The 24,988-nt window shown below is 72.2% G+C and carries 19 protein-coding genes; 9 read left to right on the top strand and 10 right to left on the bottom strand.

What is annotated here, in order from left to right; translation table 11 throughout:
• Window positions 1-34: 34 nt before the first annotated feature.
• Window positions 35-2,782 carry a CDP-glycerol glycerophosphotransferase family protein gene (locus tag FAF44_RS03815; protein WP_237101575.1) on the top strand — a complete coding sequence of 916 codons (2,748 nt, stop codon included), beginning with the start codon at window positions 35-37 and terminating at the stop codon, window positions 2,780-2,782.
• 55 nt (window positions 2,783-2,837) lie between these two features.
• Here FAF44_RS03815 and FAF44_RS03820 read toward each other — a convergent pair whose 3' ends face one another.
• Window positions 2,838-3,464, bottom strand: coding sequence for an NUDIX domain-containing protein (locus FAF44_RS03820; protein WP_237101576.1), 627 nt, complete (start codon window positions 3,462-3,464; stop codon window positions 2,838-2,840).
• 242 nt (window positions 3,465-3,706) lie between these two features.
• Between FAF44_RS03820 and FAF44_RS03825 the strand changes: the two genes are divergently transcribed.
• Entirely contained in the window at window positions 3,707-6,952 is a 3,246-nt protein-coding gene (locus FAF44_RS03825) for an ATP-dependent DNA helicase (RefSeq protein WP_237101577.1), read from the top strand.
• Window positions 6,946-10,227 carry an ATP-dependent DNA helicase gene (locus FAF44_RS03830; protein WP_237101578.1) on the top strand — a complete coding sequence of 1,094 codons (3,282 nt, stop codon included), beginning with the start codon at window positions 6,946-6,948 and terminating at the stop codon, window positions 10,225-10,227. Before FAF44_RS03825 ends, FAF44_RS03830 begins: the two co-directional genes overlap by 7 nt.
• Here FAF44_RS03830 and FAF44_RS03835 read toward each other — a convergent pair.
• From FAF44_RS03835 to FAF44_RS03850, 4 genes are read right to left on the bottom strand one after another with little or no spacing between them, the layout of a single operon-like run.
• Window positions 10,187-11,263, bottom strand: coding sequence for a type III PLP-dependent enzyme (locus tag FAF44_RS03835; protein ID WP_237101579.1), 1,077 nt, complete (start codon window positions 11,261-11,263; stop codon window positions 10,187-10,189). The genes FAF44_RS03830 and FAF44_RS03835 overlap by 41 nt on opposite strands.
• Window positions 11,260-12,792: an IucA/IucC family siderophore biosynthesis protein gene (locus tag FAF44_RS03840; protein WP_237101580.1), complete on the bottom strand. Its 1,533-nt coding sequence runs from the start codon at window positions 12,790-12,792 to the stop codon at window positions 11,260-11,262. Before FAF44_RS03840 ends, FAF44_RS03835 begins: the two co-directional genes overlap by 4 nt.
• Before the next feature lie 2 nt (window positions 12,793-12,794).
• On the bottom strand, window positions 12,795-14,309 hold the full coding sequence (locus FAF44_RS03845; RefSeq protein WP_237101581.1) for an IucA/IucC family protein: 1,515 nt from the start codon (window positions 14,307-14,309) through the stop codon (window positions 12,795-12,797).
• Window positions 14,306-15,445: an acetyl-CoA carboxylase biotin carboxylase subunit family protein gene (locus FAF44_RS03850; protein ID WP_237101582.1), complete on the bottom strand. Its 1,140-nt coding sequence runs from the start codon at window positions 15,443-15,445 to the stop codon at window positions 14,306-14,308. Before FAF44_RS03850 ends, FAF44_RS03845 begins: the two co-directional genes overlap by 4 nt.
• Window positions 15,446-15,593: 148 nt before the next feature.
• Between FAF44_RS03850 and nudC the strand changes: the two genes are divergently transcribed.
• A complete protein-coding gene (gene nudC / locus FAF44_RS03855) occupies window positions 15,594-16,565 on the top strand; it encodes an NAD(+) diphosphatase (protein ID WP_237101583.1) in 972 nt (323 codons plus the stop codon).
• A 5-nt stretch (window positions 16,566-16,570) separates the two neighbouring features.
• Here nudC and FAF44_RS03860 read toward each other — a convergent pair whose 3' ends face one another.
• Both FAF44_RS03860 and FAF44_RS03865 read right to left on the bottom strand, forming a co-directional pair.
• The gene (locus FAF44_RS03860) at window positions 16,571-16,819 is read right to left on the bottom strand and encodes a mycoredoxin (RefSeq protein WP_237101584.1); all 249 of its coding nucleotides are present in this window, start codon (window positions 16,817-16,819) and stop codon (window positions 16,571-16,573) included.
• A gap of 90 nt (window positions 16,820-16,909) precedes the next feature.
• On the bottom strand, window positions 16,910-17,812 hold the full coding sequence (locus FAF44_RS03865; RefSeq protein WP_237101585.1) for an alpha/beta hydrolase: 903 nt from the start codon (window positions 17,810-17,812) through the stop codon (window positions 16,910-16,912).
• Window positions 17,813-17,976: 164 nt separating this feature from the next.
• Between FAF44_RS03865 and FAF44_RS03870 the strand changes: the two genes are divergently transcribed.
• From FAF44_RS03870 to FAF44_RS03890, 5 genes are all read left to right on the top strand, one after another.
• Window positions 17,977-20,022 carry an ATP-dependent DNA helicase UvrD2 gene (locus tag FAF44_RS03870; RefSeq protein WP_237101586.1) on the top strand — a complete coding sequence of 682 codons (2,046 nt, stop codon included), beginning with the start codon at window positions 17,977-17,979 and terminating at the stop codon, window positions 20,020-20,022.
• A 99-nt stretch (window positions 20,023-20,121) separates the two neighbouring features.
• Window positions 20,122-21,006: an acyl-CoA thioesterase II gene (locus FAF44_RS03875; protein ID WP_237101587.1), complete on the top strand. Its 885-nt coding sequence runs from the start codon at window positions 20,122-20,124 to the stop codon at window positions 21,004-21,006.
• Between the two features lie 114 nt (window positions 21,007-21,120).
• Window positions 21,121-21,387 carry a hypothetical protein gene (locus tag FAF44_RS03880; protein WP_237101588.1) on the top strand — a complete coding sequence of 89 codons (267 nt, stop codon included), beginning with the start codon at window positions 21,121-21,123 and terminating at the stop codon, window positions 21,385-21,387.
• Between the two features lie 129 nt (window positions 21,388-21,516).
• Window positions 21,517-21,786, top strand: a complete 270-nt coding sequence (locus FAF44_RS03885) for a WhiB family transcriptional regulator (RefSeq protein ID WP_237101589.1) — start codon at window positions 21,517-21,519, stop codon at window positions 21,784-21,786.
• 65 nt (window positions 21,787-21,851) lie between these two features.
• Window positions 21,852-22,016 (top strand): hypothetical protein, encoded by a 165-nt coding sequence (locus FAF44_RS03890; RefSeq protein WP_237101590.1) that lies wholly within the window; start codon window positions 21,852-21,854, stop codon window positions 22,014-22,016.
• Window positions 22,017-22,561: 545 nt separating this feature from the next.
• Here FAF44_RS03890 and FAF44_RS03895 read toward each other — a convergent pair.
• The 3 genes from FAF44_RS03895 to FAF44_RS03905 form a co-directional block, all read right to left on the bottom strand.
• Window positions 22,562-22,771, bottom strand: a complete 210-nt coding sequence (locus FAF44_RS03895) for a hypothetical protein (protein ID WP_237101591.1) — start codon at window positions 22,769-22,771, stop codon at window positions 22,562-22,564.
• A 244-nt stretch (window positions 22,772-23,015) separates the two neighbouring features.
• The gene (locus FAF44_RS03900; protein ID WP_237101592.1) at window positions 23,016-24,350 is read right to left on the bottom strand and encodes an AarF/ABC1/UbiB kinase family protein; all 1,335 of its coding nucleotides are present in this window, start codon (window positions 24,348-24,350) and stop codon (window positions 23,016-23,018) included.
• 62 nt (window positions 24,351-24,412) lie between these two features.
• Window positions 24,413-24,832: a hypothetical protein gene (locus FAF44_RS03905; RefSeq protein ID WP_237101593.1), complete on the bottom strand. Its 420-nt coding sequence runs from the start codon at window positions 24,830-24,832 to the stop codon at window positions 24,413-24,415.
• Window positions 24,833-24,988: the final 156 nt, after the last annotated feature.

Here is a 24,988-nt window from a genome sequence, read left to right on the forward strand (position 1 = left end):
TCTCTGCGATCGTGGCGAGCCTCTCGAAGCGGTCATGCGAGCGGTCGGCCCCGGCGGCCGCGACGCGGCGTTCGACACCGAAGTGCTCAGCGGCCCACTCGGGAACCGCATCGAGCTGGCGGTCAAACGCGGCGCCGCGCGGCGGCGGGAAATGCTCGACCTCGTGCGTCCTTATCTCAAGGGCGTCGACTCGGGCGTCAAACGCGACCTGCCGGTCGCCCGTCGCGTCCTCTGCCACCTGATCGAGCACCGCCCCGACGGCGAACTCGTCGAGGGCGAGACGCTCGCGACGGTGGTCACGGCGGCGGCGGAGCCGTCCAAGCGCATCCGCAAGGGCCTGCGCTGGTACGCCGACCTGCCCTTCCGCGACGAGCTGCCACCCGATCTGTACCGTCTGCGGCGCGCCGACCTGGTGCCGGTGACCCACATCGACGACATCGTCTGGGCCGACGGCAAGCTGCGCGTGACCGGCTTCGCCTACCTCGCGGGCCTGTCGGTCCGCAGCCGCAGGTTCAACTGGGCCACCGTGGTGCTGCGCGGGCCGCGCTGGCTGCCGCCGATCCGCATGCGCACCCGCCGCGTCCTCGCCCCCGAGGCCACCCACGGCGCGCGCGAGCCCGGCTGCAACTACGACTGGTCGGGCTTCACCGCCGAGCTGAGCCCGTGGCCGCTGCGCTGGCGCGGCGCGGTGCGCGGCGTGGTGCACGGGGTGCGGCGGCGCATGCGGCACCGGCCCTCCGTGCCCGACGCGACCACGTGGCGGGCCGAGATCGTGTTCTGGAGCCGGGGCGCGCGGGCCACGGGCCTGCTGCGCGGCTCCTCGGCCGGCCGTCCCGAGCGGCCCTCCGGGCTCAGGCTGCGGCCCGGCTGGTGGGTGCGGCCGGTCTGGACCTCCGACCGGGCGCTGCAGGTCGTGCTCCAGCCCAACCGGGCCGAGCTGACCGGCGTGCGGCTCGACGGCGACCGCCTCGAACTGAAGATCTCCCTGCCCGGACGGCAGGTCACCAAGGGTCACGCCCGGCTGGGCGGCCACCGCATCGCCGCCGACTTCACCCCGTCGGGCGGCGGCACCGAGGTCCTGGTCGGCCTGGCCGTGCCCGCCCTGCTCCAGGAGAAGGACGGCCGGCGGCTCTGGGTCGAGCCCAAGGGCGACCCGGCGGCCTCCGTCATGCTGGCCGACCTGGTCGAGACCCGCACGCCCGTGGGCGACCGCGAGATCACCGTGCTCGGCGACCGGCGCGACCGCGTCGTGGTCTCCGCCCACCGCATCCGTCCCGTGATCACCTCAGCGGTCTGGGAGGGGTCGGCGCTGGTCCTGCGCGGCGACTACCCCGACGCCCCCGGCCCGCGCGCGCTCACGCTGCGGCACCGGTCGGGGCTGTCCTACCTGCTGCCGATGGAGCGCTCCGGCGCGCAGTTCTCCGTGCGGGTGGAGCCCGGGGGCATGGACCGCTTCGGCGAGCCGGTGCCGCTGTCCTCCGGCACGTGGAACATGTCGCTGCGGCATCCGTCGGGCGAGATCGTCCCGCTGCGGGTGGACCACGCGGCCCTGGCCGGCCTCGACGAGGAGCCGCGCACGATCGGCGGCCACGTCTTCCGCATGCTCTCGACCCGGTTCGACGTGCCGGTGATCAACGTGGAGGAGGCCCGGCCCGCCGACGAGCGCGGCGTCGCGGGCACCCACGTGCTGCGCCGCGTCTTCTACCCGGCCCAGCGCACCGAGCCGCTGCGCGACTCGACCGTCTACGTCGTCAACGACGGCCGTCACTACTCCGACAGCGTCCGCGCGATCTACGAGGAGCGGCTGCGCAGGGGCGACGACCGTGAGCACATCTGGATCGTCAAGGACGGCGCGTTCGTGCCGCCCGGCGGCGCCACCGTTGTCCGCGCGGGCAGCCGTGAGCACCATGAGGCGCTCGCCCGCTCCCGCCACATCGTCGCCAACTCCTTCCTGCCCGCCTGGTTCCGCGCCAGGGAGGACCAGGTGGTGCTGCAGACCTGGCACGGCACGCCGGCCAAGACGATCGGCAACGACCAGTCCCACATGAACCGCGACCCGAAGCCGCCCATCTGGCACCGCCAGGCGGCCGAGGTGCGCGGCTGGGACCTGCTGCTGTCGCAGTCCGCCTGGGCCACGCCGGTGCTGCGCAAGGCGTTCGGCTACAAGGGCGAGGTGCTGGAGAGCGGCCTGCCGCGCAACGACGTGCTCAACGCGCCCGACCGCGACGCCCTGGCGGCGGCCGTGCGCGAGCGGCTGGGGCTGGCCGAGGGCAAGCGCGTGGTCCTGTACGCGCCCACCTGGCGCGACTACGACCGCAAGAACGCCATGGTCAAGCTCGACCTGGCCAAGGCCCGCGAGGCGCTGGGCGCCGACCACGAGATCCTGGTCCGCGCCCACCCGATGCAGGCCATGCCCGCCGTCCCCGACATCGCCCACGACGTCACTTCTTATCCGGACATGGCGGATCTGCTGCTGGTGGCCGACGTCCTGGTGACCGACTACTCCTCGGTCATGATCGACTTCGCCTGCACCGGCAAGCCGATCGTGCTGTACGGCTACGACCTGGCCAAATACTCCGCCAAGCGCGGCCTCTACCTCGATCTGCCCGAGCTGGCTCCCGGGCCGCTGCTCTCGACGTCGGCCGAGGTGGTGGCGGCGCTGCGGTCGATCGACGAGGTGGCGGCGGCGCACGCCGACCGCTACGACGCCTTCCGCGCCACGTTCGCCCCGCGCGACGACGGCAAGGCCACGGCCCGCGTCGTCGACCACCTGTTCTCCTGAGCCGCCCCTCTCCCGCTCCGGCGGGGGAGGGCGCGGGAGGGCGCTGCCGGGCGCGTCAGAAGAGGTCGGGGAGGTTCCCCGGCAGCGGGTAGGTCTTGTTCGGGTCGTAGTCGAACAGGAAGCTGAGGTCGGCGGTCTTCAGCAGGATGTCGTCCGGCAGGCTCTCGACGAACAGGTAGAGCAGCGCCGACAACGTGGTGCCGCAGACGATCTCCCCGGAGCCGATGAGCTTGCGGATGTTGGCCAGCGGCACCCACTCCACCCGCTCGGCCTCCCAGGGGTCGGACGGCGGGCCGATGCGGGTGGCCGACTCGGCGCGGTAGAGGTGGTTGAGACCGTCGGAGAAGCCGTTGCTGGGCTGCACCGACAACATCGGCCGCAGCGGGCCGGGACGCCAGCCGGTCTCCTCCTCGACCTCCCGCGCGGCGGCGGCCATCGGCATCTCGCCGTCCTCCACCCCGCCGAGCGGGATCTCCCACCCCCAGGTGTCGGTGATGAACCGATGCCGCCAGATCAGCAGCACGCGGTCCTTGTCGTCGGTGACGACGGCGCCCGCTCCCGGGGCCGTGCGGACGAGGCGGTGGTCGAGGCGGCGCCCGTCGGGCAGCTCCACGTCCGCGACCCGTATGTCCAGCCATTGGTCGAGATAGAGGGACTTCTCGGAGTGGACCTGCCAGCGCATCTGATCAGCTCCCGCGCGTGTAATGTTTACTCTACGTTACTAGTCATTACGCTCCGTGCGCGACCGATCGGCGTGACTCCCCTGCACGGCTCGCCGGACGGCTCCGGTGAAGCTCCTGGCGAACAAAGCGCCCGGCGTGTCACGAGAAAACTGGCATTTGCCTAGATACGGTAGGCGGATCGCTGGAGGAGACCGGGCAAGTCGGCACGATCTACCCCTGTGGTCTGGTGGAATCTAGTGCTGTGAGTGCTCAGACCTGGCGGTTGGTGCGAAGAGGCAGTGGCGGGCCCGATGTGCCCCCTGCGCTGGATGAGCACCAGCGTGCCGTGGTCGAGCACGAAAGCGGGCCGCTGCTCGTCCTCGCTGGTCCGGGCACCGGCAAGACCACCACGATCGTCGAGAGCGTGGTCCACCGGATCGAGCGGCGCGGCCTCGACCCCGAGCGCGCGCTCATCCTGACCTTCAGCCGCAAGGCCGCCGAGGAGCTGCGCCGCCGCGTCACGGGCCGGCTGCGCCGCACCACCCGCACCCCGGTGGCCATGACCTTCCACTCCTACGCGTACGCGATGCTGCGCCGCGAGTGCGTGCTGGCGGGCAAGGCCCCGCCGCGCCTGCTCACCGGGCCGGAACAACTGCTGGAGATCCGGCGGCTGCTCCACGGCGAACTGGAGCTCGGCGCGCCCGACTGGCCCCCGTCGCTGCGCGAGCCGCTGCGCACCCGCGGCTTCGCCGAGGAACTGCGTGACTTCCTGTCCCGCGCCCACGAGCGGGGGCTCGACGCCGCGCGGCTGATCGCGCTCGGCCGCGTGCACGGGCGCGCCGACTGGGCCGCGGCCGGGCTCTTCTACGAGCGTTACCAGGACCGCTTCGACCTCGCGCCGGAGGAGACCTACGACTACGCCGAGCTGGTCGGCGCCGCCGCCGCGCTGCTGGCCGCGCCGCAGGCGCGCGAACGCGAGCGGGCCGCCCACGACGTCGTGTTCGTCGACGAGTACCAGGACACCGACCCGGCGCAGGAGATGCTGCTGACCCAGCTCGCCGGCGACGGCCGCGACCTGATCGCGGTCGGCGACCCCGACCAGTCGATCTACGGGTTCAGGGGCGCCGACGTGCAGGGCATCATGAAGTTCCCCGAACGCTTCCGGACGCTCGACGGCCGCGAGGCGCCCGTGGTGGCGCTGCGCGTGTGCCGCAGGAGCGGATCCGAGCTGCTGGCGGCCTCCCGCCGGGTGGCGGCCAAGCTGCCCGTGGCCCCCGCGCCCGAGCACGACCAGCGTCACGGTCACCGCGACCTCGTGGCGCCGGTCGAGGCCGAGGCCGGCGAGGCACGCGTGCTGCTGGCCGACAGCACCAGCCAGGAGGCCGCGATCGTGGCCGACACGCTGCGCCGCGCCCACCTGATCGACGGGGTGCCGTGGCACCGGATGGCGGTGCTGGTCCGCTCGGCCAGGCGGCAGGTGCCGCTGCTGCGGCGAGCGCTGGTCAACGCCGGGGTGCCGACGATGATCGCGGGCGACGAGGTGCCGATCGCGCAGGAGCCGGGCGTGCGCCCGCTGCTCACGATGTTGCGGGTGGCGCTCGACCCGCCCTTCCTCGACGAGGGGGTGGCCGAGGAACTGCTGACCGGCCCGCTCGGGGGCACCGACATGATCGGCGTGCGCCGCCTGCGCCGCGCCCTCAAGATCGCCGAGAACGAGGCCACGGCCGTGGCCGCCGCCGAGGCCGCCGCGCACCCCGAGGACCCGGTGTCCGGCGAGGTTCCCGAGGAGGTCGAGGGGCTGCCGTTCAAGGCGCGCTCGTCCGGTGAGTTGCTCGTGGCGGCCGTCAAGGACGTGCGCGAGCTGACCCGCGTCGAGCCGCACGTCGCGCTCCCCGCCGAGCGCGTGGCGAAGCTGCTGACCGCCGCCCGCGAGGCCGCCCGCCAGGACGGCACCGCGGAAGACCTGCTCTGGAGGATCTGGCACGAGAGCGGCCTGGGCTCCCGCTGGAGCGAGCAGAGCCTGTCGGGCGGCCCCAGGGGCGCGCAGGCCGACCGCGACCTCGACGCGGTGGTGGCGCTGTTCGACCACGCGGCCAGGTTCGTCGACCGCATGCCGATGGCGGGCCCCGAGGTGTTCCTCGACGACCTGGCCGCCCAGGAGATCCCCGGCGACACGCTGGCCGAGCGCGCCCCCGACGGCGACGCCGTCCGCGTGCTGACCGCCCACCGGGCCAAGGGCCTGGAATGGGACGTCGTGGTGGTGTCGGGCGTCCAGGAGGGCGTCTGGCCCGACCTGCGCCTGCGCGGGTCGCTGCTGGGCGTGGAGGACCTCGTCGAGGTGGTGGAGGGCGGTGAGCCGAACAAGACGTCGCTGGTCTCCAAGCTGCTGGCCGAGGAGCGCAGGCTCTTCTACGTGGCCGCCACCAGGGCCAGGCTCCGGCTGGTGGTCACGGCCGTGGGCGGCGAGGACACCGACGAGCGCCCGTCGCGGTTCCTGTCGGAGCTGCTGCCGGGCGCGGTGGAGTCGGCCACGGTCGACGACCACGCCCGCTGGCTGAACATGCCGGCTCTGGTGGCCGATCTGCGCAGCGCGGTCACCGACCCCACCAAACCGCGCAGGGTGCGCCACGAGGCCGCGCGGCAGCTCGCCCGCCTGGCCGCCGCCGGCGTGCAGGGCGCCCACCCCAACGACTGGTACGCGCTCACCCCGATCTCCGACGACCGCCCCCTGAGCTGGCCCGGCGACGTCGTGAGCATCTCGCCGTCGGCGGTCGAGAGCTTCACCAAGTGCGGCCTGCGCTGGCTGCTGGAGACGGCCGTCGGCGCGGCGGGCACCAGCACCGCCCAGGGCCTGGGCAACATCATCCACGCCCTGGCCGTGCTGGCGGCCACCGATCTGCCCAGCGAGGACCTGCTGGGCGAGCGCCTCGACCGGATCTGGAACGACCTCGACTTCGGCGGCGTCTGGTACAACCGCAAGCAGCGCCAGGTGGCCGAGCAGATGATCGGCAAGTTCCTGCGCTGGCACAAGGAGAACCCGCGCGAGCTGGTGGCCCTGGAGGAGGCGTTCACGGCGATGGTGTCGGAGGGCGTCCAGATCAAGGGCCGCGTCGACCGGGTCGAGCGCGACTCCGACAACCGCGCGGTGATCATCGACCTCAAGACGGGCGGCTCCAAGCCCAAGGCGGGCGACATCGAGCGCCATCCGCAGCTCGGCGTCTACCAGCTCGCCGCGCTGCTGGGCGCGTTCGCCCGCCACGGCATGACCGAGCCGGGCGGCGCGGCGCTGGTGCAGGTCGGCAAGGCGGCCGGCAAGAACGACGCGCTGGAGCAGAAACAGGGCCCGCTGGGCGACGACAAGGACCCGGGCTGGGCCGGAGACCTGGTCGACACCGTGGCCACCGGCATGTCGGGCCCGTTCTTCCAGGCCAAGGTCAACGACGGCTGCCGTACGTGCGCGGCCAGGGCGAGCTGCCCGGTCAACGACAGCGGGGGTCAGGTGTGCTGAACCCCGCCGAACTCGCCGGCAAGCTCGGCGTCCTCGCGCCCACCCCCGAGCAGGCGACGGTCATCGAGGCCCCGCTGGAACCGATGGTCGTCATGGCCGGGGCCGGCTCGGGCAAGAGCGAGACCATGGCCGGCCGGGTGGTCTGGCTGGTCGCCAACGGCCTGGTCAAACCGGAGAACGTGCTGGGCCTGACCTTCACCCGCAAGGCCGCCGCCGAGCTGGCCACCAGGGTCAGGGAGCGGCTCGCCGGCCTGGCCGAGGCCGGGCTGGTCGAGCCGGGCGCGCTCGACAACGAGCCGACCGTGTCCACCTACCACGCCTACGCCGCCCGCCTGGTCACCGACCACGCGCTGCGCGAGGGCATGGAGCCCACCATGCGGCTGGTCACGCCCGCCGTGTCGTGGCAGCTCGCCTCCCGCGTGGTGGCCGGGTACGACGGCCCGATGGACCGCGTCGAGCTGGGCCCGCCCTCGGTCACGGCCGCCCTGCTGGAGCTGGCGGGCGAGCTGTCCGAGCACCTGCGCTCGCCCGCCGACGTGCGCCGGATCGGCGAGTGGCTGCACGGCGCGCACGAGCTGCTCCCCGGCCGGACCACGCTGGCCCAGCGCAAGCCGCTCAACGTGCAGGCGGCCAGGCAGCAGTTGCTGCCGCTGGTGGAGGCGTACGAGCGGCTCAAGCGCGCCCGCGAGGTCATCGACTACGGCGACCAGATGTCGCTGGCCGCCCGGATCGCCGCCAACCATAAGGAGGTCGGCGAGATCGAGCGCGGGCGCTACTCCGTGGTCCTGCTCGACGAGTACCAGGACACCAGCCACGCCCAGCTCGTCCTGCTGCGCGCGCTCTACGGCGGCGGCCACCCGGTCACGGCCGTGGGCGACCCGTGCCAGTCGATCTACGGCTGGCGCGGCGCCTCGGCGGGCAACCTGCGACGCTTCGCGCGTGACTTCCGCACCGCCGCCGGCGACCCGGCCCCGGTCCGTCAGCTCAGCGTCAGCTTCCGCAACGGCGACCGCGTGCTCGACGTGGCCGCCCGCGTGCAGCTCCCGCTGCGCATGGAGGCCCGCGAGGTGCCGGTGCTGGTCCCCGGCGCCAACCGGGTCGAGCGGGGCCGCGTCACCTGCGCCTTCCACGAGACCGCCGAGGACGAGGCCAGGTGGATCGCCGACGGCGTCGCCCGCCTCCTCGGCCAGGAGACCGCCCCCGACGGCCTGCCCTGGGGCGAGAAGGAGCGCAAGAAGACGCTCGCCCTGCAACCCCAGGACGTCGCGATCCTGGCCCGCAAGCGCTCGCAGTTCCCCGCCCTGCGCCGGGCGCTGGAGGATCGCGACATCCCGGTCGAGGTGGTCGGTCTGGGCGGTCTGCTGACCGTGCCCGAGGTGAACGACATCGTGGCCACCCTGCGCGTCCTGTACGACCCCACGGCGGGCGACGCGCTGGCCCGGCTGCTGGCCGGGCCCCGCTGGCGGATCGGCCCCGCCGACCTGCGGGTGCTCGGCGAGCACGCCCGCACGCTGGCCCGCGAGCTGAGCGAGAGCGGGCGCGAGTCGGACCCGCTCGACCAGGTGGTGGCCGACCTCGCCGAGGAACGCGGCAGCCTGGTGGACGCCCTCGACGAGCTGCCCGACCGGGAGGAGTGGCTGGAGCCGTTCTCGCCGCTGGCGCGCACCCGGCTCGTGGCGCTCGCCCAGGAGCTGCGCCACCTGCGCGCGCACACCGCGCAGCCGCTGCCCGACCTGATCAGCGAGGTGGAGCGCAGGCTCGGCCTCGACATCGAGGTGGCCGCGCGCAGCGGCGCGGTGGGGGCGTTCGCGGCGCGGGCCGACCTCGACGCGTTCCTCGACGCGGCCTCCCGGTTCGCCGGCGACGCGGAGGACCCGACGCTGGGGGCGTTCCTGGCCTACCTCCAGGCGGCCGAGAGCGAGGAGTTCGGCCTGGAGGCGGGCCGGGTCGGCGAGAGCAACAGCGTCAAGCTGATGACCGTGCACGCCTCGAAGGGCCTGGAGTGGCCGGTCGTGGTGGTGCCCGGCCTGTCGCAGCTCGTCAGCTCGAAGGGGACGATCGCGATCGGCAGCATCTTCCCCGCCACGCCGGTCATGAACAGCCGGTGGACCGAGAACCCGCGCAAGCTCCCGTACGCGCTGCGCGGCGACGTGGCCGACCTGCCCAGGCTGTCCGGGCTGAGTAAGGAGGAGCTGGCGGCGTTCGACGAGCACTGCCGCGAGCGCGACCTGATGGAGGAGCGCCGGCTCGCGTACGTCGCGGTGACCCGCGCCCACTACCACCTGATCGCCTCCGGCTACCGCTGGGGCAGCGCCACCAAGCCGCTGGAGCCGTCCGACTTCCTGCTGGAGATCCGCGACACCGCCGACCGTGTCTCGGTCTGGGCCGCGGACCTCGAGGAGGGGGCCTCCAACCCGCTGCTGGCCGAGCCCGCGGAGGCCACCTGGCCGGTCACCCCCGAGGGGCTGCGCTACGAGTCCGTGCTCGACGGCTCCCACCTGGTCGAGGCCGCGCTGGCCGGCACGCTGGGCCCCTACCAGGACGAGCCGATCAAGCCGTTCGAGGAGGAGCGGCTGCGGGCCTGGGAGCGCGACACCGAGCTGCTGCTGCGCGAGCGGGAGCTGCACCGGCGCAGGCCCGCCACCACGGTCGAGCTGCCGATGAAGCTGACCGTGTCCTCGCTGGTCACGCTGGCCGCCGACCCGCGCGAGCTGGCCCGCCGGATCCGCCGGCCCGTGCCGGTCGAGCCCGCGCCGCTGGCCCGCCGGGGCACCTCGTTCCACAAGTGGCTGGAGACGCGGTGGGACCAGCAGCGGCTGATCGACGACCTGGAGCTGTACGACGAGGAGCTCGAAGAGGCCGACGTGCGGCTGGCGGAGCTGCAGGAGCGGTTCGAGGAGAGCGAGTGGGCCGACCGGCGGCCGCTGGATCTCGAGGTGCCGTTCGAGACCATGATCGCCGACCGGCTGGTGCGCGGGCGCATGGACGCCGTCTTCGAGCGCTCCGGCGGCGGCTACGAGGTCGTCGACTGGAAGACCGGGCAGCCGCCCAGGGGCAAGAAGGCCGCGAAATCCGCCTCCGTGCAGCTCGCCGCGTACCGGCTGGCCTGGTCGCACCTGGCGGGGGTGCCGCTGGAGGAGGTGGGGGCGGCCTTCCACTACGTGCGCGCCAACCGCACCGTCCGCCCGGTGGACCTGCTCGACGAGGCCGGCCTGGTGGCGCTGATCGAGCGCGTCACGCCCGCAGATAGGCGAAGGCCGGCTTCGGGTGCATGAGGAAGTCGTGGTGGGAGATGTTCCAGGCGTAGGCGCCGGCCATCTCGAACACCACGGTGTCCCCGACCCGCACCGAGGTCACGACGTTCCGGGCGAGGACGTCTTTCGGGGTGCAGAGCTGGCCCACGAACGTGACCGGCTCCCCGCCGAGCCCGGCCCCGTCCGCCGCGCCCGTGGGCAGCACGGTCAGCGGCTGGTCGTGCCCCTTGGTCGCCGGCGTCCGCAGGTGGTGGGTGCCGCCCAGCAGGATCGCGTACGCCTGGCCGCGCACCCGCTTCACGTCCACGACCCTGGTCACGTAGTAGCCGCAGTAGACGGTCAGCGCCCGTCCCGGCTCGATCCGCAGCCGCCTGCCCCGCCCCAGCCCGGCCAGCCCCGCCCCGTACGCGGCCCAGTCGAAGCGTGACCCGGGCGACTCGTACGACACCGCCATCCCGCCCCCGAGGTTGACCTCCTCGTAGGCGTCGATCGGCAGCCGGCGCGCCAGATCGAGCAGGGGCCCGGCGTCGAGCCCGCTGGCCAGGTGGGTGTGCAGGCCGCGCAGCCGGACGCGGTCGCCGAACAGCGGCAGGCACTCCGCGACGCCGTCCTCGTCCATCCCGAACGGGCCGCTCATCGTCAGCGCCGCCCCCTCGACCGGCAGATCCGGGTTGAGCCGCAGCAGCACGTCGGCCGCCAGCCCGGTGGCCACGAGGCGGCGCAGCTCGTTCGGGGACTCGACGTGGATGCGGTGGTGCGGCAGGCGCAGCTCGGCGTCGGTCTTGCCGGGGCCGCCGAGCGCCACCCCGACGTCCGGGAACAGGCCCGTGACGTGCGCGTGCTCGCCCGCCGACGACACCTCGAACCCGTCCACGTGCCCGGCCAGCACCCGCAGCACCTCGGCGTCGGGGTTGGCCTTGACGGCGTAGTACAGCTCGGTCGCCCCCAGAGCGCGCCGTACGGCCGTCAGGTGCGCGTCCAGCGCGGGCAGGTCGTAGAGATAGGCGGGTACGGCGGGAAGGGCCGCAGCGGCCTCCAGGACGCCGGAGCCGATCATGCGAGGGGGTTCGCGATCGGGACGTAGCCGGCCGCGCGGTCGGCGCTCCTGGCCCAGCGCACCCCCAGGTTCGCCTTGGCCGGCAGTGGCGCGCCCGCGAGCAGGTCCGACAGGGGCAGCGGCCACCCGAGTCCGGCGGCCTGCCGGGCGATCAGCTCACGGGCGTCGAGCCACAGCTCACGCAGCAGCAGGTCGTCCGGGCCGGCGAGGGTGGCGGCGATCTCGGTGAGGTGGTTGACGAGCAGGCAGTAGACCACGCGGGCCCAGCCGCGCTCGGCGTCGTGGGTCAGCGCGCGGGCCACCTCGGGCTGCAGCCCGCCGAGGTCGTGGCGGCCCGCGACGAGCTTGGTGCCCTCCAGGTCGCGGAAGACGGCCTGCGTGGGCGTGTCCGAGTCGTCCAGCCCGACCAGCACGTTCTGCAGGTGGGGCTCCAGCACCACGCCGTGCGCGAAGTACAGGTCCAGGACCGGCAGCGCGACCACCGTCACGTACGCGCGCCACCACGCGCGCGGGTCCTTGGCCGGCGCGTCCACCGCGAGCGCCCCGGCCAGGACCGGGGTCACGCCGGGGGAGCAGACCGCCCAGGGGCTCTGCCTGACGATCACCCCCAGCCCCTCGTGCAGCCGGCTCCCGGGCACGGCCGACCGGTACCCCGGCTCGGGCAGCCAGCGGGTCTCGGGATGCCTGGTCGCGATCTCGGCGAACACCGGCCCCAGCCGCTCGGTCAGCTCCACCGCCCCGGTCAGCTCGTACCAGGCGTTCTTCCGCACGCAGTTGGTGATCCGCACGTCGAGGGAGAACTTCAGGCAGACCTCGGCCTCCGGGACGTACACGGTCCGCACCGACGACGTCGGCACCGCCACCGGGCCCGGCCCCAGGTCGATCAGCTCGTCCCCCAGCGCGGGCCTGAGCAGGTCGAGCTGCCACGGATGCGCGGGCAGCACGCGGTACCCGTCGGGACCGCGGCCGATCCCGTCCAGCGCCGAGGTGTCGCCGCCCTCGGCCAGCACGTCCTCCCGCACGCCGAGCAGCCTGAGGGGGAAGCGGGCGTGCGCCTCCGGCGCGTAGGCCAGCCAGCCGGCCCCGCCCCGCGCCTTGGGGCTGGGGTGGAACGGATGCCCGTACACCAGCGCCTGCTCCGAGGCCAGCCACGGATCGGCGGGCGGCACGGCCCCCGCCCTGGCCCGCAGGATCGCGGCCACGGCGTCCCTGCTGGCCGCCACCTGCCCGGCGAACTCGCCGTTGTGCCCCTGCAACTCCGTCTCGACCAGCCGGATCAGCTCGCCGGTCGAAAGCGGGCGCCAGGAGCCGTCCTCCAGCCGCTCGGGCGGCCCCTCGAAGCGCAACGCCGCCCCGCCGTGGGTGCGGGCCCGCAGCAGCGTGCCCGCCACCCGCAACAGCACGTACGGCGGCGCCGGCCACACCAGGCCGCGCGGCCCGGCCACCTCCCGCACGCAGCAGCGCAGCAGGGCCGCCAGCGTCGCCTCCTCGGCCGGGCCGCAGGGCGCGTCGATGGCCAGTCCGTGCATGTTCAGGCTCTCCTCAGGTAGTTCGGCCCGCTGGTGCCGTAGAACTTGTTGACGTCGCCCGCGCCGGAACGCTCCCTGGCGACGAGCGTCCCAGCGGTGATCATGGACTTGCCGGTCAGCCTGGCCGCGTCGAGCGTCCTGGCGCGCAGGAGCCTGGCCATGGGGTCGTCGCCGTACTCGTCGAGCGCCTCGGCCAGCGTGTCCCGCAGCAGCGCGGACGCCCGGTCGTGGGGCAGCGCCCCGAACACCACGGCGGCGGCCGACAGGTGCAGCGTGATGGTCACGAAGACGTCGGCCAGGGCGTGGGGGTCGTCGTTCAGCATGCGCCGGTCGGCGAACTCCGGCACCCGGGCCCCCGACGCCCGCAGCCTCGACGGGGAGGCCAGCAGGCCGTCGTTGTCCTTGACCAGCAGCCGCATGCGCCCGCCCTGGAAGAGCAGCGCCAGGTTCTGCTGGTGGGCCTCCAGGGCGACACCGTGGCGGACGAAGAGCCGCACGTTCCAGCCCAGCAGCAGCCGCAGGTAGTCCGGCAGCACGTCGCCCGGTTCGCCGCCCGGTTCGTCGGCCAGTTCGTCGAGCACCCCGGGCACGCCGAGCGCGGCGACGGGCACGATCTTCCCCTCGGGCAGCCGCCTGACCATCCAGGCGAGGTACTCGTGCCCGCCGTGCGCGTACGTCTGCTCGTCGGCGAGCACCACGCCGGGCCCGGCCAGCTCCCGCAGCAGCAGTTCGGCCCGCGCGCCGTCGGCCAGCGTGCCCGGCTTGATCGAGCGCCGGTTCCTGACGCCCAGGGTGCTGATCGGCAGCGGCAGCTTGACATGCAGGCGCGGCCCCACCTCGACGGTCCGCATGGACAGGGTCGGCCGCACCGTGACGGCCGCCCGGTCCAGCATCCGCACCCCGCCGATCCGGCGCACCTCGGCCACGGCCAGTGGATGCACCGGGAACAGCACCTCGTCCGGCCCGGCCAGGCCGGCGTGCCCGTCCGGCAGGACGTCAGCCGGCAGGCACGCGGCGGAGCCCGGCGCGAGCGCGGCGCGCGGGACGGCCGCCCACCGCAGCTCGAAGGCGGGCCCGAACTCCGGCGCGTAGGCGAGCAGGTCGCTCTCGCCCAGCCCCATCCGTGCCCGTGACGTCGGATAGACCGGATGGTCGACGGCCGCCGCCGACGTCTCGTACGAGGGCCGCGCCACCTGGTGCCCGCGCTCGTCGTGCAGCTCCAGCGCGGCCAGCGCGGTCAGGCACTCCTCGAAGAAGGCCGCCACCCCTTCGGCGTCGGCCGGGTCGGCGACCTCGGCCAGCGTCTCCAGCACCTGTTCCAGCCCCAGCCGCTCGTCCGCGGCCACCACGAAGTCCTGGAACAGCACCCCGGGAGCCAGCCGCACCCAGCGCCCGTCCGCCAGCGGCAGCCCCACCCCTTCCTTGGTCCTGGTGACGCGGGAGGCCATGCCGCCGTAGTTCTCACGCAACAGGGCGTTCAGCACCCGGGCGGCGAGGTAGGCCTCCCGGGAGCTCATTCGACCACCCACGGCCGCGCGGCCCGGTACTCCTCGACGGCGGCGTCCACCCGCGCCCTGGAGGGTCCCACGGCCCGGATCACGCCCAGGTAGTCGCGATTGGTGCCGGTCAGGGTGACGACGTCGCCCACAGACCGCAGCGGACGGTGCCACAGCCGCACGTCCCCGTCGGTCACGGTCTCGTGGACGGGCGCGTCCTTGATCGTCCCGGCCCGGTCGGCGACGAGGCTGACCGCGCACCCGAAGCCCGTGGCCCGCGGCGGGGCGGGCACGGCGGACCCGAGGTGCGCCCGCAGGATCCACTCGAACAGCGGGACGCCGAGCACGTCCCCGAGCAGGAAGTCGCAGTGGTCCCCGATCGCCCGGTAGTTGACCTCGACGATCCGGGGCCCCGCCGCGGTGAGCACGTACTCGGTGTGGCAGGCGCCGAACCCCACGCCCAGCGCCCGCAGCGCCGCCAGCACGTGGTCGCGCGACTCGTCCGGCCGCGCCCAGTCGAGCCGCTCCTCGACGAAGTGCGGCAGCGCCCCCAGCGTGGTCTCGAACCCGCCCAGCACCCGGGGGCCGTCCTTGTCGCCCAGTGTCTCGAGCGTGCGCAGCGGCCCTTCGAGGTACTCCTCCACGACCAGCGCCGCGCCGGGCCGCCGCCGCCTGATCTCGGCCACGGCCCGGCCCAGGTCCCGCTCGACCAGCATGACGTCCTCGCTGGCCACGCCCTCGCGGGGCTTGACCACGACCGGGTACGGCACGTGCGCGGGCACCGGGTCGAGCGGCCCCAGCCGTACGGAGAAGACCCGCTCGATCCCGGCCTCCGCCAGCCTGCGCCGCATCAGGAACTTGTTCTTGGCCGCCGCGCACGCCCGCCAGTCCTTGCCGGGCAGCCCGAAGTAGTCCGCGGCCAGCGCGGTCTCGGTCTGGAGGTGGTCGGAGTTGGAGAAGATCGCGTCGGGCCTGCCGAGGTGCTCGATCGTGTCGATCAGGGCACGCGGATCCCGTACGTCGCAGAGCACCGCGGACGGATGCCGTCGCGGCCGGTCGGTCAGGATCGTCACCTCGCACCCGAGTGCCTGCGCCGCCGGGAGGAAGCCGTCCGTCACGGAATCGGTTGGTTTGAGCGCGGTCAGGTAGAGCCGCAACGCGAAGGCACCCCCGATGGATCAGGTAAGGCTAACCTAACCCGTCGAATCTTAGCCCCACGGAGATCACTACGGGGCCGGGAAACCGTAATCGTCGGCTAACTGCGAGGTCATAGGATGGCATGGGACTCAGGAGGGGGCGGCACCAGTGGAGACCGCGGAAGAGCAACTCATCGGCCCGCTACTGCTCGCGCGGGGCACCATCGACCGCTCCTCGGCGCTGCGCGCCGACGGCCGGTGGCTGGAGCGGGCCTGGTCGGCGCCCACGACACGGGTGCTCGTCATCGACAACGGCCACACGCTGGTCCGGCGGGTGGCCGACGACGTGCAGGCGGTGCTGTTCACCCCTGACGACGCGCCGCCCGGCCAGCGTTACCTGCTCGGCGTCGAGGACGACGTCGCCTACTTCGCGGTGGCCGCGCCGCTGCCCGGCATCCCCAAGGGCGACGTCAACGGCCGCGTGACGATCCCCATGTCCCTGCTCGACACCCCCGAGGGCGAGCCGGTCGCGGCCGGGCTGCGCCAGGTCGGCGGCCTGCTCGGCGACCGCGACGCCGGCCTGCTGGTCTACGCGGTAGCCCTGGAGGCGTGGCACGCGACCCACGAGTTCTGCCCGCGCTGCGGCGCGCGCACCGACGTGCAGGCCGGCGGCCACATCCGGGTGTGCCCGCGCGACTCCAGCCAGCACTTCCCGCGCGTCGACCCGGCCGTGATCATGCTGGTGCGCGACGAGCACGACCGCTGCCTGCTGGCCCGCGGCCCGCAGTGGCCGGAGGGGCGGCTGTCGATCCTGGCGGGCTTCGTGGAGCCGGGCGAGTCGCTGGAGGCGGCCGTCGTGCGCGAGGTGGCCGAGGAGGTCGGCGTCGTCGTCGCCAACCCGCGCTACCTCGGCAGCCAGCCCTGGCCGTTCCCGCGCAGCCTCATGCTCGGCTTCTTCGCCGAGGCCACCACCACCACGATCACGCCCGACACCGAGGAGATCGCCGAGGCGCACTGGTACTCCCGGCAGGAGCTCGCCCGCGCGCTGGAGTCGGGCGAGCTGCGCCTGCCGCCCCCGGTGTCGATCGCCCGCCGCCTGATCGAGACGTGGTACGGCGGCGAGCTGACCGGCGACTGGTGAACGGCTCAGGCGGCGTCGATCAGGGCCTTGACCTCCGACGCCGACGGGTTCGTCCGCACCACGCGGCCCTTGGCGGTCTCGATCACCACGGTCGGCACCACCTGGTTGCCGTTGTTGACGCTCATCACGAACTCGGCGGCGGAGGGGTCACGCTCGATGTCGACGTCGTCGAAGCTGATGCCCTCGCGGGTGAGCTGGGCCTTGAGCCGCTTGCAAGGGCCGCACCACGTGGTGCTGTAGACCGTGAGCGCCATGTCGGGAGATCCCTCCGAGATCGGGTTACGAAGCGATCCGTGCAACAACGCGCGACGCGCGTCTAATCCCTTCTGCCGTTCGCCGGAGCCCTACCCGATCCGCGAGGCGATCCACGCCTGCACCCGCTCGGCCACGCCCGGCTCCCGGTACAGCGGCGAGCTGTGGTTGGTGCCCGGCTGCGTGAACACCGTCACCGGCACGCCCACCTGCCCGAGCATCTGCTTGAGCAACTGGCTCTGCACCGGCGGCACGAACTCGTTCTGCGAGTGGATGGTCAGCATCGGGGCGTCCTTGCGGCTGGCGTGCCAGGCCACCTCCATGCTGGCCCACACCCGCGAGCACTTGCCCTTGGGCTCGCAGCCGCCGGCCAGCTTGATCGCGGCCTTGCGCAGCCTGCGCTTGTCGGGGTCGGAGGAGCCCGCCCCGTCGGCGTAGGCCCGCAGCGGCGAGATGATCGGCGACAGCCCGACCACGCCCTTGAGCCCGTTGACGCCGTCGCCGTACGTGCCCACCGCCGCCGCGATGTGGCCGCCGGCCGAGAAACCGACCAGCACGTAGTTGCCCGAGTCGAGCGCCCAGCGGTCGGCGTGCCGGCGCGCCATGGCGATGGCGGCCAGCGCGTCGGTGCGCTGCGCGGGCCAGGCCGCGTCGCCGGACAGGCGGTAGTTGAGGTTGAAGACCGTGTAACCCAGCTCGGCGTAGCCGCGGGTGATCTCCTTCATGTACTTCTTGTCGCCGCCGGACCACCAGCCGCCGTGAATGAGGAAGATGCCCGGCCGCTGCTGCCCGTCGGGAGTCCACCAGACGTCCATGGTCTGGCGCTTGTGCGAGCCGTACTGGACGGTCTCCACGGACAACCCGCCGATCCCGTTGGCGTCGACCGGGTTGTCCACGGTGGGGGCGGGAGCCGGGTCCATGGACGCGCCCGCGCTGACGGGTGTGAGCGCGACGGCAGCGAGCGCCAGAGCGCTCACGAAAACCGCAGTTCGCACGGCCTTCCTTTCCCCCATGCACATGGTCGGGCCCCATTGTGGGGGAAAAGACCAGTTCTTTGCACCTTCATGACGACGTACCTACGAAGCCCGGACGAACATACGTCGGGCCGCATGTTGCCAGAATAAAGTGGTTCACCGCCAGCGGCTGGGAGGATACACGGGTGAGCGACGCGGACGACGTACTGATCGGACTCGACCCCGAGCAGCGTGCGGTGGCCGAGGCCGTGCGCGGTCCGGTGTGCGTGCTGGCCGGGGCGGGTACGGGCAAGACCAGGGCGATCACCCACCGCATCGCGTACGCGGTGCGCAGCGGGGTGGCCGACGCGCAGAGCATCCTGGCTGTGACATTCACCACGCGTGCGGCGGGGGAACTGCGCCAGCGCCTGCGCGCGCTCGGCGCGCCCGGGGTGCAGGCCCGCACGTTCCACGCCGCGGCGCTGCGCCAGCTCACCTACTTCTGGCCGCGGGTGATCGGCGGCTCGGCCCCGTCGATCATCGAGTCCAAGCTGCCGATCCTCGGCGAGGCGTGCCGCCGCCTGCGCCTCACCCCCGACCGCTCCGAGCTGCGCGACCTCGCCGCCGAGGTCGAGTGGGCCAAGGTCATGCAGATCGGCCCCGAGGACTACCTCGCCTCCGCCGGCAAACACCACCGCACACCGCCGCTGCCGGCCGAGCGGGTCAGCCGCGTCTACGAGGCGTACGAGCAGATCAGGCGCGAGCGCCACCTCGTCGACTTCGAGACCATCCTGGAGCTGACCGCGGCCGTGATGACCGAGCACCAGGAGGTGGCGGCGCAGATCCGCCAGCAGTACCGCTACTTCGTGGTCGACGAGTACCAGGACGTCAACCCGCTGCAGAAGCTCCTGCTCGACACCTGGCTGGGCGGGCGCGACGACGTCTGCGTGGTCGGCGACCCCAACCAGACGATCTACTCCTTCACCGGAGCCAGCCCGCGCTACCTGACGGGGTTCGGCGTCGAGCACCCCGACGCGGCCGTCATCAAGCTGGTGCGCGACTACCGCTCCACCCCGCAGGTCGTCGACCTGGCCAACCTGGTGATCGCCAAGGGCCGCTCCCCCCACCGCCTGGAGCTGGTGGCGCAGCGGCCCGACGGGCCCAAGCCGGTCTTCGACGAGTACGACGACGAGCCGGCCGAGGCCGCCGGGGTGGCCCGCGCCATCAGGAAGCTGCTCGACAAGGGCGTCCCGTCGCGCGAGATCGCCGTGCTGTTCCGGGTCAACTCCCAGTCGGAGTCGTACGAGGAGGCCCTGTCCAAGGCCGAGATCCCGTACATCCTGCGCGGGGCCGAGCGCTTCTTCGAACGGCCCGAGGTCCGGCAGGCGGTCGTGCTGCTGCGCGGTGCGGCCCGTGCCGCCACCGGCGAGCCCATGGCGTCCGAGGTGCACGTCATCCTGGGCGGCGTCGGCCTGACCCCTTCGCCGCCCGGCGGGGGCAAGGCGAGGGAGAAGTGGGAGTCGCTCAAGGCGCTGGCCGACCTCGCCGAGGACATGGCGGCCAACGGGGCCGACCTGCCCGCGTACGTCGCCGAGCTGGAGCGCCGCGCCGCCGAGCAGCACGCGCCGCCCGTGGAGGGCGTCACCCTGGCCTCGCTGCACGCCGCCAAGGGCCTGGAGTGGGACGCCGTGTTCCTCGTCGGGGTCACCGACGGCATGCTGCCCATCATCTACGCCGAAGGCCCCGAGCAGATCGAGGAGGAGCGCCGCCTGCTCTACGTGGGCATCACGCGCGCCAGGGAGCACCTGTCGATCTCCTGGGCGCTGGCTCGCGCGCCCGGTGGCCGCAAGGGCCGCCGCCAGTCCCGCTTCCTCGACGGCCTGACCGGCCGCGGCTCGGCCCCGCCGCGCCTGACGCCGTCCGGCCGCGAACGCCGCCAGGTGGCCACGCCCGTGAGCTGCCGCGTGTGCGCGAAGACGCTGGTGAACGCCACCGAGCAGAAGCTCGGCCGGTGCTCGGCCTGCCCGGCCGACTACGACGAGGGGCTGCTCGAAAGCCTGAAGTCCTGGCGCACGGCCACCGCGAAGGAGGCCAAGGTGCCGCCGTACGTCATCTTCACCGACGTGACCCTCCAGGCCATCGCCGAGCGCGCCCCGACCACCGAGCAGGAACTGCTCTCGATCGCCGGAGTGGGCAAGGTCAAGCTCGACCGGTACGGCGAGGCCGTCCTGACGCTCTGCCGGGCCGCGTAACCGCCGCGAAACCGAACCGGGCCATCATCGAACAAACCAGACCCCCACTTGGGGTGGGATGGGTGGCAAGTCAAACTTGTCCCAGGGACCGGAGACCACATGGGGGGCGGACGCGTGAACTCGGCGCTGAAAGAGCTGCTGGACCTGCTCGACCTGGAGCAGATCGAGCTCGACATCTTCCGTGGCAGGAGCCCGGAGGAGCGCATCCAGCGGGTCTTCGGCGGTCAGGTGGCCGCGCAGGCCCTGGTGGCGGCCGGCCGTACGGTCCCCGGCGACCGGAACGTGCACTCCCTGCACGCCTACTTCATCCGTCCCGGCGACCCGGCCATCCCGATCGTCTACAACGTCGAGCGGCTACGCGACGGCCGGTCGTTCACCACGCGGCGGGTCGTCGCCGTCCAGCACGGCAAGGCGATCTTCACGATGTCGGCGTCGTTCCACGTCTTCGAGGAGGGGGTCGCGCACCAGGCGTCGGTGATGCCGTCCGTGCCCGACCCCGAGACACTGCCGATGTTCCAGGACAAGATGTACGATCTCGTCGGCGACCACCCTGAGCTGCGCGAATGGTTCACCCGCCCCCGGCCCGTGGACGCCCGGTACGCCTCACCGCTCACGTGGGAGGCGTTCCAGAACCCGGAACTGCGCAGCGCCGAGACGAACGTGTGGTTCCGCTACCACGCCGACCTGCCCGACGACCCGCTCCTGCACGTCGTGCTGGCCGCGTACGCCTCCGACTTCACGCTGGTCGACACCATCCTGCTGACCCACGGCCTGGCCTGGGGCGCCTCCAACGTCATGGGCGCCTCGCTCGACCACGCCATGTGGTTCCACCGTCCCTTCAGGGCCGACGACTGGCTGCTCTATGCTCAGGAGTCGCCATGGTCTGCGGGGGCCCGCGGGCTCGCCCGTGGTGAGATGTTCACCGCGTCGGGTGACCTCGTGGTCTCGGTCGTCCAGGAGGCCATGATCCGCCTGACGAAATAGGGGAAATCGCAGGTAGAAAATATGTTGCCCCCTCCTGGGTTCCAGGTTTAGGGTCATGGTCAAGCGAGTCGGACAGTCCTGTTCCGACGATCCAAAGAGCGGAGGTGAGTCCCAGTGATCAGCATCGAGATGTCGGCCACGCAGTGGCTCGCCGCCGCTTGCCGCGTTTCGGTGAGGCTCGCCAATGGGCCCGCCAAGCTGCGGCAGCAGAAGTCTGTTCCTAGCCAGATCACCGCCTCCTTCCCGCGCGTCCACCTTCCTGTGGCCGCAGCAGCAGGCGCTCCTGTCTACGACGGACGTATCGAACTGCCGGCTTACCAGCTCACCAAGGGTGGACTGTGCGGTCCGCAACCCTGGAGGGATGCTCCGGTCATAACCTGACCGGCAGACAGCAGCCCCCAGGCCGCGGATCCACAGACAGGATCCGCGGCCTTCTTGTATGTCCGTGACTCCCCACCACCTACGAGGTGCCCGACCAAAGATCAAAAGATCGATCGAAGGAGAAAGCAGATGGGGGCGAAGACGATCATGGACCTGATCGACGAAGCCAAGATCCCCTGTCGTACCGACCCTGACCTGTGGTTCGCCGAGTCGCCGGAGGACGTCGAGTTCGCCAAGGCGCTCTGCGGCAACTGCCCGATCCAGAAGGCCTGCCTGGCCCGCGCGCTCGAGCGCGAGGAGCCGTGGGGCGTCTGGGGTGGCGAACTGGTCCTCCGGGGAACGATCGTTCCCCGCAAGCGTCCGCGCGGGCGTCCCCGCAAGCACCCGGTCGCTGCCTGAAACTCGCACCTACGCACCAGAAAGTGAACACGCCGATGACGACTCGACCGACCAGGAGCCGAGCAGTGCCGGATCTCATCCATGACTTGGTGAATGACCGAATACAAACCCTCCACCGCGAGGCGGAGGAGCAACGCCTCATCATGCGCGTCACGCGCGTGCAGCGGGCGCGGCGCGGGGTCAAGCGGGCGAACGAGCGCCTGCACCGGGCCCTGAACCGCCAGTTCTGACCCGGGAGATCCTGCCGCCGGCGCAGGATCTCCCCTTGGGTCGGATCCTTATAAAGAGCCGGGCGCAACCAGCGCCCGGCTCTTCCCTTTTGCCGGGCACCGGTGTGGCGGGATGCGGCGGGCTCGCGGTGCCAGGGGCGCGTCTTGTTCGCGTCGGCTGTCGGGATGTGGTCGGCTCGCGTCGGCCGAGGGGTGTGGCTGGTTCGGGTCGGCTGGTGGGTGGGGCGGTGTTAGCCGGAGGGTGCTGGCCCGACTTGGGCTGGTCTGGGGTGGCGGGCCTGGGTTCGGTTGGTTGGGTTGCGTTGGCCGAGTTGGGCTGGCTGGGTTGCGCTGGCTGATGGGGCACATGCGAGCGCGTGCCCCACCAGCCAGCCAACGAGCTGCCCACCCCAGTCACCCATAAGGCCCGTGCGGAAGATCGAAAACCTGATGGGAACAGTGCGGGCGGACAGCTCTGCTCATTCACCAACCCGTGCGTGCGCCGACCTCACGACGCCACCACGGTGCCGACTCACCGCACCACGACGGCGTCGGTCCTGGACGGCTCAGCGGGCGGCGACGCAGCCCAGGGCCGGAACCTCCACGGGCTTGCCCCGTACCGATGGATTGACCATGGTGGTGAGTTCACCCGCGCCGGTGGCCAGGCACTCCGCGGCGCGAACCGGATCGACGACGGCACCCGCGGCGGTGCCACTCGTGAACACCCCAACCGTGGCAAGGGCAACGACGGCCAGCAGGCGTGCGGGTCGGCGCATCGGCATCCTCCCAAGAAAAGGTAACTGTGTGCACTCGAATAATTACACAGAGTAGTCATCTGGCAACAGGTCAGTGCACAAATTCCCGCCTCTCCTTCGCCGCCCCCCACCCCGAAAACCAACAAGCTCGACATTCCGCACCAAGCAACCGGCTCCGACGCGTCAGCAGGCCCGCCATCGACCCCGACACGTCGGCAGGCCGGGCACGGGCAGGTCGTGTGCCCAACCTCACAGGACAGAACAGCTAGCCGATCGGCAGCGGTTCATCGTTCGGGTCGTCGGCGAAGCCGGGAACCCAGCGGATCACCTCGTCCCGGAAACGGGCCGTGGCGCCGAGCTGGCAGAGCACGCCGATGCCGGCCGCGTGGACGCGGTGGATGAGCGCGTACGAGGGCGGCAGGTTGAGCTGGCGGACCACGTTCGTCGGGCGCAGGTCCGCGACACTGGCCGCCTGGGCCTGCAGCCACTCCCGGCTGAACGTGAACTCCTCCACCGCCGTCGGCTCCACGTACGGGGCGAGGAAGGCCCGCAGCGCGTCCGCGTCGATCTCGACGTTGTGGCGGATGAACCCCTCCTCGCGCAGGCCCGCCGTGACGGTCTCCATGTCTCCCTGGTTGAAGATGCGCGTGAGCTGGCCGAACGCCGGGGGATAGCCGCCGGGCAGCCGGTTGACCGCGCCGAAGTCGAGCACCCCCAGCTTGCCGTTGGCCAGCATCCGGAAGTTGCCCGGGTGCGGGTCGGCATGGAGCATCTTGACGCGCGCGGGGGAGCAGAACAGGAAGCGGACGAAGAGCAGGCCGGCCTGGTCGCGCTGCTCCTTGGTGCCCTCGAAGATGATGCGGGACAGCGGAGTGCCGTCCATCCACTCGCTGACCAGCACCATCTCGTTGGCCGCCACCACGTCGGGGACGTGGAAGTCGGGGTCCTCGTTGAACTCGGTGGCGAAGGCGTGTTGCGCCTCGGCCTCCTTCAGGTAGTCGAGTTCTTCCGCGATCCGCTCGCGCAACTCGCCGAGCAGGGCCTTCATGTCGAGACCGGGCAGCAGCGCGCCGAACAGCTTGCCCAGCCGGGCGAGCTGGGCGAAGTCGCCGAGCAGGGCCTTGCCCGCCCCTGGGTACTGGATCTTGACGGCCACCTCCCGGCCGTCCTGCCACACTGCTTTGTGTACCTGGCCGATGGAGGCCGCGGCCGTCGGCTGGTCGTCGAACGACAGGAAGTGCCCGCGCCAGCCGTCGCCCAGTTGCTCTTCCAGAACCTTGTGGACCGCCGAGACGGGCAGCGGGGGAGCGGCGTCCTGGAGCTTGGTCAGCGTGGCGCGATAGGGCCCGGCGATCTCCTGCGGCAGCGCCGCCTCGAAGATGGACAACGCCTGGCCCAGCTTCATGGCGCCGCCCTTGAGCTCGCCGAGCACCTTGAAGACCTGCTCGGCGGTGCGCTGCTGAACCTCTTGGGCCACGATTTCCGCTGACTTGCCGCCGATGCGCTTGCCCAGCCCAAGGGCGGCACGACCGGCGTAGCTGAGTGGAAGGGTGGCCAGCTTGGCCGAACGCGTGACAGCACGGCGCGGGAGATCGCTCACACTGATGCGCGGAACCTCGGCGAGATACCGCTTCCCCCCTTCGTGGTCGTCCTCTGAGCACGTCAGTCGCGGTCAGGTGCCATGACCATTCTTAGCGAATATGGATTGTTTCGCATACAACGACATTGCGGATGGATCTTCCACGACCGTCTTCTCCAGCGCCAATCAGGCGTTACTTCCATTGTGCCGTTGGTCACAGAGGGCATTCTGCCGTCGAGATAGGCGAGTGCGTGCCCGGCTGCCGCCGCCGCGACGACGGCGGAGAGCGCCACGTCACAGGCGATCTCGCCCGGTGGATAGCCGCCCAGCCGGGCCGTGACGATCGGCCAGTTGGCGTCGCGATCGCGCCGCGTCAGGTCGAGGCAGTGCAGGCAGGCGGTGTCTCCGGGCAGGACCAGCGGGCCGACGGTGCCGTGCCCCTCGAAGGCGGACACCAGGAGGTGGGGGATGCGCAGGGCGTCGAGATCGTTGACCAGCAGCATGTCCAGCGGGCCGACCGGGGCCAGGACGACGAGGTCGGGACGGTCCGACTTGTCACCGAGGAACGGGCCCCCCGCCACCGCGTGCACGGTCGGCCCGCTGGACATGCTGCTGGTCAACGATCTCGACGCCCTGCGCATCCCCCACCTCCTGGTGTC

The sequence above is a fragment of the Nonomuraea sp. MG754425 genome, assembly GCF_021699195.1.
In the GTDB taxonomy this organism is placed as follows: Bacteria; Actinomycetota; Actinomycetes; order Streptosporangiales; family Streptosporangiaceae; genus Nonomuraea.

Coding starts and splice junctions, on each gene's coding strand:
- FAF44_RS03815 (WP_237101575.1), top strand. CDS start 35: ATGCGAGCGGTCGGCCCCGGCGGCCGCGACGCGGCGTTCGACACCGAA.
- FAF44_RS03820 (WP_237101576.1), bottom strand. CDS start 3,464: ATGCGCTGGCAGGTCCACTCCGAGAAGTCCCTCTATCTCGACCAATGG.
- FAF44_RS03835 (WP_237101579.1), bottom strand. CDS start 11,263: ATGATCGGCTCCGGCGTCCTGGAGGCCGCTGCGGCCCTTCCCGCCGTA.
- FAF44_RS03840 (WP_237101580.1), bottom strand. CDS start 12,792: ATGCACGGACTGGCCATCGACGCGCCCTGCGGCCCGGCCGAGGAGGCG.
- FAF44_RS03845 (WP_237101581.1), bottom strand. CDS start 14,309: ATGAGCTCCCGGGAGGCCTACCTCGCCGCCCGGGTGCTGAACGCCCTG.
- FAF44_RS03860 (WP_237101584.1), bottom strand. CDS start 16,819: ATGGCGCTCACGGTCTACAGCACCACGTGGTGCGGCCCTTGCAAGCGG.
- FAF44_RS03875 (WP_237101587.1), top strand. CDS start 20,122: ATGGGGGGCGGACGCGTGAACTCGGCGCTGAAAGAGCTGCTGGACCTG.
- FAF44_RS03885 (WP_237101589.1), top strand. CDS start 21,517: ATGGGGGCGAAGACGATCATGGACCTGATCGACGAAGCCAAGATCCCC.
- FAF44_RS03895 (WP_237101591.1), bottom strand. CDS start 22,771: ATGCGCCGACCCGCACGCCTGCTGGCCGTCGTTGCCCTTGCCACGGTT.
- FAF44_RS03905 (WP_237101593.1), bottom strand. CDS start 24,832: ATGCTGCTGGTCAACGATCTCGACGCCCTGCGCATCCCCCACCTCCTG.